This is a genomic window from Streptomyces justiciae (genome assembly GCF_015163075.1).
Taxonomy (GTDB): Bacteria; Actinomycetota; Actinomycetes; order Streptomycetales; family Streptomycetaceae; genus Streptomyces; species Streptomyces justiciae.
The window spans coordinates 132,774-145,935 of sequence record NZ_JADDXU010000018.1 but is presented as its reverse complement, the minus strand read 5'-3'; the positions used below and the strand labels follow the sequence as shown (position 1 = coordinate 145,935).

Below are 13,162 nucleotides of genomic sequence, written 5' to 3'. Positions count from 1 at the left end.
AGGTGCAGGGCGATGGCCGGTTTCCGGAGTCTGGCGAGACAGGTGCGAGATCCGCGGTGTGATCTGGCGCTGCGACGCTACTCACTGCGCAAGTGCCTGGAGCGGTTCGCTCCTTACGGGCACAGGGCGACCTGGGACCACTTGTGCTCCCGGGCCGGATTCGGTCCCGAGGACCGGTCCCCCGATCCGGCGCGGCTCGTGGCCGCGTTGGACGAGCTGGAGGAGGCGCGTTCGGTCTGGCTGGCCTACGAGGTCGAGTTCGCCGAGCGACGCAAGAAGGAGAAGCACGACGGCCTGCGCAGGCCGGGCAGTGTCGACGACTGGCACCGGCTGACCTGGGGCGGCTTCGGTGTCGCCTGGTGCGACGACCCGCGGCTCCACCCCCGTGAACCGCTGGCCGAGGTGCTGCGCAAACTGATCTCCGCGCTGGAACGCGAACCGGGAGCGGTGTGCCCGGTGTGCCGCGGGGAGCGGCTGATCTGGAAGTACGACCTGGCCCACGAACCCTCCTCGGGCCCGGTCTGCACGGACTGCGGGATCGTGGTCCCCCGTCCGGTGCTGACACCCGAGGCCCTGGCGTCGTCCAGGCGTGGACGGCTGCTGATGTCCGCCTGAGTGGTGCGACCGGGGGTGCGCCGGGGATGCCGCACCCCCTCTTTGACGGCGCGTGATTCTCCTCTTCGACGGCGCGTGACGGTCATGACGGTCGCCCGGGTTTTCCACATCGAGCCGGTTGTCCACAGGAACGGCCCACGCCCGGGCCGATGTCGGTGCCGGCTGGCACCATCGAGTCATGGTTCAGGTGTGTCTCAACGGGCCCCGAGGGGCGGCCGACGGTGCGGTGGTGCCGCTGTCGCCGGAGGCGTTGGCAGAGTCCGCGGCGGCGGCCGTCGCGGCTGGGGCGACGGACATCCATGTCCACCCCAAGACGCCTTGCGGTGGCGACACGCTGTCACCACGGGTGCTCGCGACGACCCTCGAGGCAATACGGGCGCGGGTGTCGGTCCCGGTCGGTGTCACCACGGGCGCTTGGGCGGAACCCGACCCGGAGGCCCGACTGGAGCGGATCCGGAGCTGGACGGTGCTCCCCGACCACGCCTCGGTCAACTGGCACGAGCCGGGCGCCGAGGAGCTGGCCGCCGCGCTGATCGACCGGGGTGTGGGCGTGGAGGCCGGGATCTGGTCCGGTACGGACGGGGCGGCGCGGTTCGCGAAGTCACCGCTCGGCCCGAGCGTGCTGCGCGTGCTGGCCGAGGTGACGGACACCTCGCCGGACACCGCCCAGGACACGGCCCGCGCCCTGCTGTCCGACCTCGGCACGGCACCCCACGGCCGCCCGGTGCTGCTGCACGGCGAGGACGGCGGGGCATGGCCGGTGCTGCGGCTGGCCGGACGCCTGGGCCTGGCGACGCGCATCGGCCTGGAGGACACCCTGCTGCTCCCGGACGGTGAACCGGCGGCGTCCAACGCCCAGTTGGTGGCGGCGGGGCTGGTCCAGTACGGCTGGGCGAGACGCTCGTCGTGACCGGACCGGCGACGGTACCAGTCACAAATCCCCTCGCTCCACCCCTTTCGCACACGGACAGTTGGAGGCGATGAAACGCACCTGAGCACAGGAACGAGGAACCCCGATGTCGACGCTGCGCGTCACCGCCGAAGTGCTGACCGTCCATGAACACCCGAACGCCGACGCGCTCGAACTGGCCCAGGTGGGCCTGTACCGGGCCGTCGTCGCCAAGGGTGCCTACCGCACCGGCGACGCGGCCGTGTACATCCCCGAGCAGGCCGTGCTGCCCGCCGCGCTGATCGAGGAACTCGGCCTCACCGGACGGCTGGCCGGCGGCAACGCGGACCGGGTCAAGGCGGTACGGCTGCGCGGCGAGCTCTCGCAGGGCATCGTGTGCCGGCCCGCGGCGCTGAACGGCGTCGACCTGGCGCGGGCGGCCCTGGACGGCACCGACTTCGCGGAACTGCTCGGCATCACCAAGTGGGTGCCCCCGATCCCGCCCACGATGAGCGGCGAGGTGGAGTCCGCGCCCGACCTGCTGCCCTGGGTCGACATCGAGAACATCCAGCGCTACCCGGACGTCTTCACCCCGGGCGAGCCGGTGGTCCTCACCGAGATGCTGCACGGCTCGGCGTGCCTGGTCACCTATGTCGCGGCCGACGAGCGGGTGTACGTCTCCTCGAAGGGCTTCGGCGCCAAGTCCCTGGCCCTGAAGGCGGACCCGCGGAACCTGTACTGGCGAGCGGTACAGGGCCACGGCGTCGCCGACGCCGCCGCCCGCCTGGCCACCCGCCTCGGCGCGAGCCGGGTCGGCATCTTCGGCGAGGTCTACGGCGCGGGCGTCCAGGACCTCACCTACGGCGCCGACGGCCGCCGGGACACCCTCGGGTACGCGGTCTTCGACGTCTCCGCGGAGATCGACGGCGAGGTGCGGTGGCTGAACCCGACGCAACTCCTGGAGGGGGACCTGCCGTTGGTGCCCAGGCTGTACGAGGGGCCGTACGACATCGAGCGTGTGCTGGAGGTGGCGAGCGGGAGAGAGACGGTGTCGGGCCGCGAGCTGCACCTGAGGGAGGGCGTGGTGATCCGTCCGGCAACAGAGCGCTACAGCGAGGTGACGGGCGGCAGGGCAATTGCGAAGGCGGTGAGCCCGGCGTACCTGACGAGGAAGGGCGGCACGGAATTCGAGTGAGGTCGACTGCAACGCCGTAAAGGGGCGCGGGGCTGTATCGATCTGCGGCTCCGCCGCGTGGGCGCGACCAGCCACAACACACCCGCACCCGGCAACGCACACAACCCCCGCCCCCTCAGCCGCACCGCTCCTCACGGTCGCGCCGTTTCTCAACCAGCAGCCGCGACCCCGCCCCCTGCCGCTCTCCGAACACGTCATCCGGATTGGACAACACACACGACTCCAACGACAGACACCCACACCCGATGCAGTCCGTGAGGTGATCCCGCAACCGGTTCAACTGCTTGATCCGCTCGTCGAGTTCGGACCGCCACGCCTCCGACAACCGCGCCCAGTCCTCCCGCGTCGGCGTCCGCTCCTCCGGCAACTCGGCGAGCGCCTCGCGAATCGTGGCGAGCGGGATGCCCACGCGTTGCGCGGCCCGTACGAAGGCGACCCGGCGCAGCGCGTCACGGGAGTAGCGGCGTTGGTTGCCGGTGGTGCGGCGGCTGCTGATCAGACCCTTGGACTCGTAGAAGTGCAGGGCGGAGACGGCGGCACCGCTGCGCGCGGCGAGTTGGCCGACCGTGAGCTCGTGGATCTTCTCGGGAATCTGGGGCACCCCTCGAACCCTACCCAGGCTTCCGTTGACACGGCCCCCGAGGCCGACCATGCTAAGCAGTCGCTTAGAGTTTGGGACGAGGAGGCGGAAATGGCAGAGCCGAGGATCTTCGCGGGCGCCGACGAGCTGAAGGCGGCGGTGGGCGAGCAGCTGGGGTACACCGACTGGCTGGAGGTCGACCAGAAGCGGATCGACCTCTTCGCCGATGCCACCGGTGACCACCAGTGGATTCACGTCGACCCGGAGAAGGCGGCCGCGGGCCCGTTCGGCACGACCATCGCGCACGGGTACCTCACGCTGTCCCTGCTCCCGCTCTTCGGACCGCAGCTCATCAAGGTCGAGGGCGTGAAGATGGGCGTGAACTACGGCACCAACAAGGTCCGCTTCCCGGCCCCCGTCCCCGTCGGCTCCCGGCTGCGGGCGACGGCGAAGATCAGCGGGGTCGAGGACGTGGCGGGCGGGGTCCAGGTGACCGTCGCGTTCAGCGTGGAGCGCGAGGGCGGGGACAAGCCCGTATGCGTGGCGGAGTCCGTGTCGCGCTACTACCTCTGAGGACCCGCGGCCCTCAGGACCCCTACTTGGCCCCCACCATCCGCAGCACGAGGTCGGCGTCGAGCGCGCCGACCTCGTCGGGGGTCCAGGGGCCGTCGACGTTGAACCAGCGGGCGACGTCGATGCAGAGCGACATCACGGCGAGGGTGGTGCCCTTGACGTCCAGGACGTCGAACTCGCCGGACGCCACACCGTCCTCGATGATCGCGCGCACCTCGGCGTCGCACTGCCGGCGCAGCGCGAGGATCTCCTCGCGGGCGTCCGGGCCGAGCGAGTCGAGCTCGTACTGGACGACCCGGGCGGTGGTACGGCCGCCCGCGTGCCAGCGGACGAAGGAGCTGACCGCGTCGGCGAGCCGCTCGGTGGCGGTGCCCTCGCGGCGGGACGCGGCCTGCAGGATCTCCAGCGCCTTGGTGTGGCCGATCCGGCTGATGCGGTGGAGGAGCTCCTCCTTGGTCTTGTAGTGGATGTAGAGCGCGGCGGGGCTCATGCCCGCGCGGCCCGCGATGTCCCGCGTCGTCGTGGCGTGGTAGCCGCGCTCGGCAAAGGCCTCCACCGCGGCGATCAGCAGCCGCCGTGCCGCGTCGGGCGTGACCTCGCCCCACGCCGACGTCTCGCCGCCGGCCGTCTCCTCCGCCGTACTCATCGCTTGCTCGCCCCTCTCCACGTACCGAGGCACCACCATACCGCCCCAGGTGAGCGAGCGCTTAGTCCCGATACCGTCGCAGTTCAGCAACTCGGCTCAGAGCTTCTCGAACGGGTCGTGCTCGGCGAGCAGCTTCTCCAGGCGGGCCTGGTCGACGCGGCTGACGATCTGCCCGGCCTCCTGGCGGTCCCGGATGACCTTGGCCAGCGTGAAGGCGGAGGTGACGAGGTACAGGACGGCGATGGCGAGGAAGCCGCGCACCCAGGCGTTGGCGTCGAGGCGGAAGATGCCGATGGCGGTCGCCGCCATGGCGACGGCGAAGGAGGCGACGGCCTGGCCGTAGAAGGCCGCCGTGCTCTGCTGCTTGACCGGTGTGTCACTCATGGGGACAGCTTCGGCGGACGCGGCGCGCGCCACATCCGCCGAGATACTCAGGCCCGCCGACGCGCGTACTCAGAACGCCTCAGAAGGCCGAGACGCCGGTCAGCGCGCGGCCGATGACGAGCTTCTGGATCTGGCTTGTGCCCTCGTAGAGGGTCATCACGCGGGCGTCGCGCAGCAGCTTGCCCGCCGGGTACTCGTCGATGTAGCCGTAGCCGCCGAAGACCTGGAGGGCGTTGTTGGCGGCGCGGACCGCGGCCTCCGAGGCGAAGAGCTTGGCCTTGGACGACTCGGTGGCGAAGGGCAGGCCGCGGTCGATGAGGTCGGCGACCCGCCAGGTCAGCAGCCGGGCCGCGTCGACGTCCACGGCGATGTCGCTGATCAGCTCCTGGACCAGCTGGCGGCTCGCGATCGGCTTGCCGAACTGCTCGCGCTCGCCGGCGTACTTCACGGCCGCGTCCAGGGCGGCCTGGGCGATGCCGACGCAGCCCGCCGCGACCGACATCCGCCCCTTGGCGAGCGCCGACATGGCGACCGTGAACCCCTTGCCCTCCTCCCCCAGCAGCGCGGAGGCGGGGACGCGCACGTCCTCCAGGACGAGCTCGGCGGTGGCCTGGCCGCGCAGACCGAGCTTGCCGTGGATGGTGCGGCGGCTCAGGCCGGGGGTGTCGGTCGGGACGAGGAAGGCGGAGACGCCCTTGTGGCCGGGAGCGTCGGTGGAGCGGGCGAACAGCAGCACGACGTCGGCCCAGGTGCCGTTGGTGATGAACATCTTGGTGCCGTTGATGACGTAGTCGTCGCCGTCGCGCACGGCGCGCGTGGTGAGGTTCCCGGCGTCGGAGCCGGTGCCCGGCTCGGTGAGCCCGAAGCAGCCGACATGCTCCCCGGAGGTCAGCCCCGGCAGCAACCGCCGCTTCTGCTCCTCGCTCCCCCAGGCGGCGATCGTCTTGGCGACCAGGCCGAGGGAGACGGAGACGATCCCGCGCACCGAGGAGTCGCCGCGGCCCAGCTCCTCGGTCACCAGGCAGTACGCCAGATGATCGCCGCCCGAGCCGCCGTACTCTTCGTCGATCGTCAGCCCCAGGAAGCCGACCTCGCCGAGCTTCTTCACGATCCCCCGGTCGACCTCCTCGGCGCGGTCCCAGGCGATGACGTGCGGGGCGATCTCGCGCGCCACGAAGTCCCGGGCGAGCTGCCGTACGGCCTCCTGCTCCTCGCTGAGTCCCAGGTTCACCACGAGATCACCCCACTGGAAAGACATATGAAAGGCGTACATTTAAATTAGCACTGCTAGTTTCCAGGTGCAGCCCTACTATGTGCGCCATGGCCCGACCGCGCAAGCCCCTCCTCAGCACCGACCGGATCGTCGAGACGGCTCGGGCCCTCGTGGACGCGGAGGGCCTCGCGGCCGTCTCCACCCGGCGACTCGCCGCCGAGCTGGGAGTCAGCGGGCCCTCCCTCTACAACCACTTCCGCACGAAGGACGAGATCCTGGAGGCGGTCGCCGACTCGGTGAGCGCGCAGGTCGACCTGTCGATGTTCGAGGACGGCCGCGACTGGCGGACCGCGCTGCACGACTGGGCCGTCTCCTACCGCGCCGCCCTGCGGGAGCACCCGAACATCGTCCCCGTCCTCGCCCACGGGCCGGGCCGACGCCCCGCCGGACTACGGGTCGCGGACGCCGTCTACGGCGCGATGGTCCACGCCGGCTGGCCGCCCTCGCAGGCCACCTCCATCGGCGCGCTGATGCGGTACTTCATCATGGGCTCCGCGCTCGGCTCCTTCGCCGGGGGTTTCGTGGACGACCAGAGCGCGTACGACCCCGCCGACTATCCGCACCTCGGCCAGGCCCACCTCCTCGCCGAGCAGCAGGACAAGATCGACGAGCGGGCCTTCGAGACGGGGGTCGCCGCGCTGCTGGACGGGTTGGCGTTGCAGTACGAGCAGGTCAGGCGGCCCGCGTAGCACGCTTCGGTGTCCGCCGAAGTGTTCGTGTTCCATGCTGGGAGGCATGACCTCCAGGGACCACCCCAGGAACCCCCAGGCGACCCAGCTGGCCCGGCTCGCCGGGCTCATCGCCGACGAGACGCGGGCCGCGTGTCTGCTGGCGCTGCTCGACGGGCGGGCGTGGACGGCGAGTGAGCTCGCCCGGCACGCGGGTGTCGCCGCGTCGACGCTGAGCGAGCATCTCGGGAAGCTCGTCGCGGGCGGGCTGCTCGCGGAGGAGCGGCAGGGGCGGCACCGGTATGTACGGCTCGCTGACGCGCGGGTCGCGCAGTTGGTGGAGGAGTTGTCGGCGCAGGTGGCGCCGGAGGTGGTGGTGCGGCCGCGGAGTCTGCGGGAGTCCAGTGCGGGGTCCGCGATGGCGCGGGGTCGGACCTGTTACGACCATCTTGCCGGGCGGCTCGGGATCGTGGTGACCGATGCGCTGACTGAGCGTCAACTCCTGAGACAGGACACGGGGTTCGCCATCACGGACGCGGGGCTGGCCTGGTTCGACAGTGCGGGTATCCAGCTTGACCGTTCGAGCCGGCGGCCACTGGCGCGGGGGTGCCTGGACTGGACCGAGCGGCGGCCGCATCTCGCCGGGGCGGCTGGGGCGGCCTTGTGTCGACACGCCCTGGAGGTGGGGTGGTGTGTGCGGATCGGGTCGGAGCGGGCGGTGAAGGTGACAACGGAGGGAGAGCGGGCCTTGGCGGAACTGCTGGGCATCGCACCATCGGCGTTGCGCTGAAGGCTTTCAGGGGCGCGGGGAACTGCGCGACCAGCCACAACCCACCCGCAGATACTCACGGTCCGAATTCCGCCAGCCCCAGACACCGAACCTTCCTAGCCTCAGGAGCATGATGTCCGTCCCCCGTCGTCCTGATCTGCTCGCCACCGGCGCCGCCGTCGTCACCGTTCTGCTCTGGGCCTCCGCCTTTGTCTCCATCCGGAGTGCGGGGGACGCCTACTCCCCCGGTGCGCTCGCGCTCGGGCGGTTGCTCTCGGGTGTCGTCGCGCTGGGGGTCATCTGTGTCATACGTCGGGAAGGGCCCCCGCCCCGAGCCGCCTGGCCCGGTATCGCCGTGTCCGGGCTGCTGTGGTTCGGGTTCTACATGGTTGCTCTTAACTGGGGCGAGCAGAAAGTCGATGCCGGTACCGCCGCCCTCGTCGTGAACATCGGGCCGATCCTGATCGCGCTGCTCGGGGCCCGGTTGCTCGGCGATGCCATGCCGCCGCGGTTGCTCGCCGGGATGGCGGTGTCGTTCGCGGGGGCCGTCACCGTGGGGCTGTCGATGTCGGGTGGGGGTGGGTCGTCCGTTCTCGGGGTGGTGCTGTGTCTGCTGGCAGCGGTCGCTTACGCCGGTGGCGTCGTCGCTCAGAAGCCGGCGCTCGGGTCGGCGAGTGCGCTGCAAGTCACCACGTACGGCTGTCTCGTGGGGGCCGTCGTGTGTCTGCCGTTCGCCGGGCAGCTGGTCCGCCAGGTGGCCGACGCCCCCGTCTCCGCGACGCTCAACATGGTCTATCTCGGTGTCTTTCCCACCGCGCTCGCCTTCACCACCTGGGCCTACGCCCTCGCCCGTACGACCGCCAGCCGGATGGGGGCGACCACCTACGCGGTTCCCGCGCTGGTCGTGCTGATGTCCTGGGTGGCGCTCGGGGAGGTGCCGGGGCTGCTGACGCTGGCGGGCGGGGTGCTGTGTCTCGCGGGGGTCGCCGTGTCCCGGTCGCGGGCCGCGGCGGTTGTTGCGCCGCAGCCCGCGAAGGTCTCCGACTCAGTGTGAACGGGCCCTGCCCGCAAGGACCTTGATGGAGATCAGGGCGATGACGGAGAGGGCGATGATGTAGCCGGACACCGCCATGGACGTGCCGGTCGCCTCCAGGAGCAGGACCATCAGGAAGGGCGCCAGGCCACCGCCCGCCACGGCCGCGATCTGGTAGCCGAGGGAGGCGCCGGTGTAGCGCATCTCCGGCGTGAACAGCTCGGCGAACAGGGCGGCTTGGGGTCCGTACATGATGCTCAGGAAGCAGCTGGCGACGAAGGTGGCGACCGCGAGCCAGAGCAGTGAGCCGGTGTCGATCAGCAGGAACAGCGGGATCGCCCACGCGGCGATGCCGATCGCGCCGATGGTGTAGATCCGGATGCGGCCGTAGCGGTCGGAGAGTGCCGCCGCGGCCGGGATCAGGACGAGCTGCGTGAGGCTGACGCAGAGCGAGACGGTGAGCACCGCGCTCTTCTTCATGTCGAGTTCACGGGTCGTGTAGTCGAGGACGCCGGTGATGAGGATGTAGAAGGTCGCGGTGTTCACGGCGAAGGAGCCGCCCGCGAGGAGGACCGTGCCGAGGTGGCCGCGCAGGATCGTGCGGAGCGGGGAGCTCTGCTCCGACTTCTCCTTCTCGGCCAACGCCCGCTCGGCCTCCCGGAATTCGGGGGTCTCCTCGACCTTGGCGTGGATGTACCAGGCGAGGGCGAGGACGAACAGGCCGATCAGGAACGGGACTCGCCAGCCCCAGGCCGCGAACCCGGTGTCCGTGGTGAACGCGCCGGCCAGCAGGAAGACCGTGTTGGCGGTCACCACTCCGATGGGGACGCCGAGTTGGACGACGCTGCCGTAGATCCCGCGCTTGCCCTCGGGGGCGTACTCGGTGGCCAGCAGCATCGCGCCGCCCCACTGCGCGCCGACCGCGATGCCCTGTACGACGCGGAGGGCGACCAGCAGGATCGGCGCGGCGACGCCGATCGTGTCGTACGTCGGGAGCAGGCCGATGCCGGTCGTGGCGAGGCCCATGAGCGTGAGCGCCAGGACCAGCATCGGCTTGCGGCCGCGCTTGTCGCCGAGGTGACCGGCGACGATGCCGCCGATCGGGCGGGCCAGGAAGCCCACGGCGAAGGTCGCGAAGGAGGCGAGGACACCGGCGGTGGAGCTGCCCGCCGGGAAGTACAGGTCGCCGAGGACCAGGGCGGCGGCTATGCCGAAGACGAAGTAGTCGTACCACTCGACGGCCGAGGCGAGGGCGGCCGCCGTGGCGACGCGGCGGCGGTTGACCGTGGGCAGGGCGGTCGTGGGGAGGGAGGGAGCGGAGGGGGCCATGTCCATGCGTGCACACTCCGGTGGGTGCGGTGGGGACGTTGGCGGCGAACATACTAACCGGACGGTATGGAGGCAATGGGTGTGCGGGAAGGTTGCCCGGAGCACTCAAGGGGCTGGTGGGCATGTCTGTGCCCCCGGCCTCGGGTCGGCCGGGGGCACAGACGCCGTAGAGCCCTAGAAGACGACCAGTGCCCGGCCGCCCTTGCCCGCGAGCATGTTCTCGAAGGCCGCCGGGATGCCGTCCAGGGCGATCCGTTCCGTCACGAGAGCGCCCAGGTCCAGGCGGCCCGTACGGACGTGTTCGGCGAGCACCGGCAGGTCCTCGGCGGGGTTGGAGTTGCCGTAGACGCAGCCCGCCAGGGTCCTGCCCCAGTGGAAGATCTCCAGGGCGTTGAAGGTGACCTGCTGGTCCTTGCCGCCGATGCCGACGACCGTCGTACGGCCGCCGCGGCGGGTGGAGTCCCAGGCGGTGCGGATGGTCGTGGCGCGGCCCACGCACTCGACGGCCACGTCCACGCCCTGCTTGCCGGTGAGACCCCTGATCTCACGGACGGTGTTGTCGGAGGCGACCACGTAGTCCGTGGCCCCGGCGGCGCGCGCCAACTCCTCCTTCTCCGGCGAGACATCGACCGCGACGATCTTCGACGCGCCCGCGATGCGGGCCGCCTGGAGCGTCGCCAGGCCCACTCCCCCGACGCCGAAGACCGCGACCGTCTCGCCCTCGCGGACGCGTGCCGAGTGGTGGACGGCACCGTAGCCGGTGAGGACGGCGCAGCCGAGGAGGGCCGCGTCGGTGAGCGGGATGCCGTCGGGGAGCGGCAGGACGCAGGACGCCGGGACGACCGTCTCCTCGGCGAACGCGGCGACGTTCAGGCCGGGATGGAGGTCGGTGCCGTCCGCGGTGCGGGCGTGGACGTCGGCGGCGCCGTTGAGGGCGTTGGCGCACAGCCAGACCTCGCCGAGCGAGCAGGCGTGGCAACGGCCGCAGGAGGGCGCCCAGTTGAGGACGACCCCGTCACCCGGTGCCACCCCCGTGACACCCTCGCCCACGGCTACCACCGTGCCCGCGCCCTCGTGGCCGAGGATCGCCGGGACCGGGACCCGCATGGTGCCGTTGGACAGGGACAGGTCGGAGTGGCAGACGCCGGCGGCGGCGAGGCGGACGCGGACCTGGCCGGGGCCGGGGTCCGGGAGCTCGATGTCGGTGATCTCCAGCGGGGCGCCCACGGCGGGAAGGACTGCTGCGCGAACCATGGATGCGCTCCTCAGAACTGGAGGGACTTGGTCTGGAGGTACTCGGCGAGTCCGTGTGAGCCGAGTTCGCGGCCGACGCCGGACTGCTTGTAACCGCCGAACGGGGCAAGGGGGTTGAAGCGGCCGCCGTTGATGTCGACCTGCCCGGTGTCCATCCGGCGGGCGAAGGCCACCGCTTCCGTCTCCTCGCCGGCCCAGACGGCGCCGGCGAGGCCGTAGACCGTGCCGTTGGCGATGCGCAGGGCGTCGTTCTCGTCGTCGTAGCGGAGGATCGACAGGACGGGGCCGAAGATCTCCTCCTGGGCGATGGTCATCTCGGGCGTGACGTCGGCGAAGACGGTCGGGGCGATGAAGTAGCCCTGTTCGCGCGGGGATTCGGGGCCTCCGGCGACCAGCCGGGCGCCTTCCGCGACGCCCTTCTCGATGTAACTCCGCACCCGCGCCTGCTGCTTGGCGTTGACGACCGGGCCGATGCGGTCGCCGTACTTGGCGGCGGCGGTCGTGGCGAGCGCCACGGCCTCGTCGTACTGGGCGGAGTGCACGAGCATGCGGGTCCAAGCGCTGCACGTCTGGCCGGAGTTGGACATCACGTTGGCGACGCCGACGTTCACGGCCTTGGCGAGGTCGGCGCTCGGCAGGATCACGTTGGCGGACTTGCCGCCGAGTTCGAGGGCGACCTTCTTGATCGCGGCTCCGGCGGTGACGGCGATCTGGCGGCCGACCGCGGTGGAGCCGGTGAAGGAGACCAGGTCGACGCCCGGGTGCTCGGCGAGGGCCTGGCCCGCGACCGGGCCGAGGCCCGTGACGAGGTTGAAGACGCCTGCCGGTACGCCCGCCTCGTGGACCGCCTCGGCGAAGAGCCGGGCGACGAGCGGGGTGTCCTCGGCGGGCTTCAGGACCACCGTGCAGCCCGCCGCGAGGGCCGGGGCGACCTTGGCGACGATCTGGTGCAGGGGGTAGTTCCAGGGCGTGATCGCGCCGACCACGCCGATGGGCTCGTGGAGGACGGTGGAGTTGCCGACCTTCTCCTCGAAGGCGTGGGTCGCGGCGAGTTCGGCGTACGAGCCGGCGACCGCGATCGGGACGGCGGCATGCACGTTCTCGGAGAACTTCAGGGGCGAGCCCAGCTCCGCGGTGACCGTCTCGGCGATCTCGTCCTTGCGGGCCACGAGGACGTCCCGGAGCGCGGACAGGCGCGCGGCCCGCTCGGCGGGCGGGGTGGCCGCCCAGGCCGGGAGGGCGGCACGGGCGGCCCGCACGGCGGTGTCGACGTCCTCGGCGGTGCCGGCCGGGACCCGGCCGATCACCTGCTCGTCGACCGGGTTCACGACCTCGATCGTGTCCCGGCCGGCGGCGGGCCGCCATGTGCCGTCGATGTACATGCCGTCGTGTGCCTTCATCGTGCGTCCTCCCGGCGGGGGCGTGACCATGTCGTCGTCCGGCTCATAAACTAGCGACGTTAGTTTTCGAATGCCAGACGCTCATATGCCCTCATGCCATCAGAAGCTGACCCTGGCCCGGTCGTCGACCCTTGCCACCGCCTCCTGGCCGAAGGCCTTCTCGTACGCCCGCCGGATCTCCTCGATCTTCCGGTCGCTCGCGCCCGCCCGCGCCACCGGGTACAGCAGGATCAGCTCGTACGACCGCTCCTTCTCGATCCTCCCGCTCGCGTCCCGCCACTGTCCGCGGCCGTTCTGCACGGTCAGCCCGTCCGGGAAGTCCGGGGTGACCTCCTTGTCCACGAAGCTCATGAACTGCCGGTCGGTGACGGCCGGGCCGCCGTCGGGGCGCGCGGTGCCGAAGAAAAGGGAGGTCTCGACGTAGGGCTCGCCGCGCTGCGGGGTGCCGTCGTCGAGCGTGGCGTACGCGGTGGGGGCGCCGACGGCCAGGAGGAGGCCGACGGCGGTGAGGGTGGCGCGGGTCCGGGTGAAGTGCACGTTCATGGACGTATGCC

General features: G+C 71.2%; 15 protein-coding genes. 7 read left to right on the top strand and 8 right to left on the bottom strand.

From position 1 onward, the window contains the following. Positions 1 to 12 precede the first annotated feature (12 nt). From IQ210_RS37705 to IQ210_RS37695, 3 genes are all read left to right on the top strand, one after another. On the top strand, positions 13 to 615 hold the full coding sequence (locus IQ210_RS37705) for a hypothetical protein (protein WP_194083746.1): 603 nt from the start codon (positions 13 to 15) through the stop codon (positions 613 to 615). A 178-nt stretch (positions 616 to 793) separates the two neighbouring features. Next, positions 794 to 1,525 (top strand): 3-keto-5-aminohexanoate cleavage protein, encoded by a 732-nt coding sequence (locus IQ210_RS37700; RefSeq protein WP_194083745.1) that lies wholly within the window; start codon positions 794 to 796, stop codon positions 1,523 to 1,525. A gap of 106 nt (positions 1,526 to 1,631) precedes the next feature. Then, positions 1,632 to 2,699: an RNA ligase (ATP) gene (locus IQ210_RS37695; protein WP_194083744.1), complete on the top strand. Its 1,068-nt coding sequence runs from the start codon at positions 1,632 to 1,634 to the stop codon at positions 2,697 to 2,699. Positions 2,700 to 2,814: 115 nt separating this feature from the next. Here IQ210_RS37695 and soxR read toward each other — a convergent pair whose 3' ends face one another. Then, positions 2,815 to 3,300, bottom strand: coding sequence for a redox-sensitive transcriptional activator SoxR (soxR, locus tag IQ210_RS37690; RefSeq protein ID WP_194083743.1), 486 nt, complete (start codon positions 3,298 to 3,300; stop codon positions 2,815 to 2,817). 90 nt (positions 3,301 to 3,390) lie between these two features. On the opposite strand from soxR, the gene IQ210_RS37685 reads away from it, so the two are divergent. Next, complete coding sequence (locus tag IQ210_RS37685; RefSeq protein ID WP_194083742.1) at positions 3,391 to 3,852, top strand: MaoC family dehydratase; 462 nt, start codon at positions 3,391 to 3,393, stop codon at positions 3,850 to 3,852. A gap of 22 nt (positions 3,853 to 3,874) precedes the next feature. Here the strand turns inward: IQ210_RS37685 and IQ210_RS37680 are convergent, their stop codons facing one another. The 3 genes from IQ210_RS37680 to IQ210_RS37670 all read right to left on the bottom strand — a co-directional run bounded on the left by IQ210_RS37680 (position 3,875) and on the right by IQ210_RS37670 (position 6,113). Beyond that, a complete protein-coding gene (locus IQ210_RS37680) occupies positions 3,875 to 4,498 on the bottom strand; it encodes a TetR/AcrR family transcriptional regulator (protein WP_194083741.1) in 624 nt (207 codons plus the stop codon). A 96-nt stretch (positions 4,499 to 4,594) separates the two neighbouring features. Further along, positions 4,595 to 4,882: a YiaA/YiaB family inner membrane protein gene (locus IQ210_RS37675; protein ID WP_059196614.1), complete on the bottom strand. Its 288-nt coding sequence runs from the start codon at positions 4,880 to 4,882 to the stop codon at positions 4,595 to 4,597. A gap of 79 nt (positions 4,883 to 4,961) precedes the next feature. Beyond that, on the bottom strand, positions 4,962 to 6,113 hold the full coding sequence (locus IQ210_RS37670; protein ID WP_194083815.1) for an acyl-CoA dehydrogenase family protein: 1,152 nt from the start codon (positions 6,111 to 6,113) through the stop codon (positions 4,962 to 4,964). A gap of 89 nt (positions 6,114 to 6,202) precedes the next feature. On the opposite strand from IQ210_RS37670, the gene IQ210_RS37665 reads away from it, so the two are divergent. The 3 genes from IQ210_RS37665 to IQ210_RS37655 all read left to right on the top strand — a co-directional run bounded on the left by IQ210_RS37665 (position 6,203) and on the right by IQ210_RS37655 (position 8,646). After that, on the top strand, positions 6,203 to 6,844 hold the full coding sequence (locus IQ210_RS37665) for a TetR/AcrR family transcriptional regulator (RefSeq protein ID WP_194083740.1): 642 nt from the start codon (positions 6,203 to 6,205) through the stop codon (positions 6,842 to 6,844). A gap of 34 nt (positions 6,845 to 6,878) precedes the next feature. After that, the gene (locus IQ210_RS37660; RefSeq protein WP_194083738.1) at positions 6,879 to 7,613 is read left to right on the top strand and encodes an ArsR/SmtB family transcription factor; all 735 of its coding nucleotides are present in this window, start codon (positions 6,879 to 6,881) and stop codon (positions 7,611 to 7,613) included. A gap of 109 nt (positions 7,614 to 7,722) precedes the next feature. Then, complete coding sequence (locus IQ210_RS37655; RefSeq protein WP_194083735.1) at positions 7,723 to 8,646, top strand: DMT family transporter; 924 nt, start codon at positions 7,723 to 7,725, stop codon at positions 8,644 to 8,646. On the opposite strand, the gene IQ210_RS37650 is transcribed toward IQ210_RS37655, so the two are convergent. The 4 genes from IQ210_RS37650 to IQ210_RS37635 all read right to left on the bottom strand — a co-directional run bounded on the left by IQ210_RS37650 (position 8,638) and on the right by IQ210_RS37635 (position 13,151). Further along, positions 8,638 to 9,960, bottom strand: coding sequence for an MFS transporter (locus tag IQ210_RS37650; protein ID WP_194083734.1), 1,323 nt, complete (start codon positions 9,958 to 9,960; stop codon positions 8,638 to 8,640). The genes IQ210_RS37655 and IQ210_RS37650 overlap by 9 nt on opposite strands. Positions 9,961 to 10,128: 168 nt before the next feature. After that, positions 10,129 to 11,208, bottom strand: coding sequence for a Zn-dependent alcohol dehydrogenase (locus IQ210_RS37645; protein ID WP_194083733.1), 1,080 nt, complete (start codon positions 11,206 to 11,208; stop codon positions 10,129 to 10,131). Positions 11,209 to 11,219: 11 nt separating this feature from the next. Then, complete coding sequence (locus IQ210_RS37640) at positions 11,220 to 12,608, bottom strand: aldehyde dehydrogenase family protein (protein WP_194083732.1); 1,389 nt, start codon at positions 12,606 to 12,608, stop codon at positions 11,220 to 11,222. A gap of 99 nt (positions 12,609 to 12,707) precedes the next feature. Continuing rightward, a complete protein-coding gene (locus IQ210_RS37635; protein ID WP_194083731.1) occupies positions 12,708 to 13,151 on the bottom strand; it encodes a DUF3574 domain-containing protein in 444 nt (147 codons plus the stop codon). Positions 13,152 to 13,162: the final 11 nt, after the last annotated feature.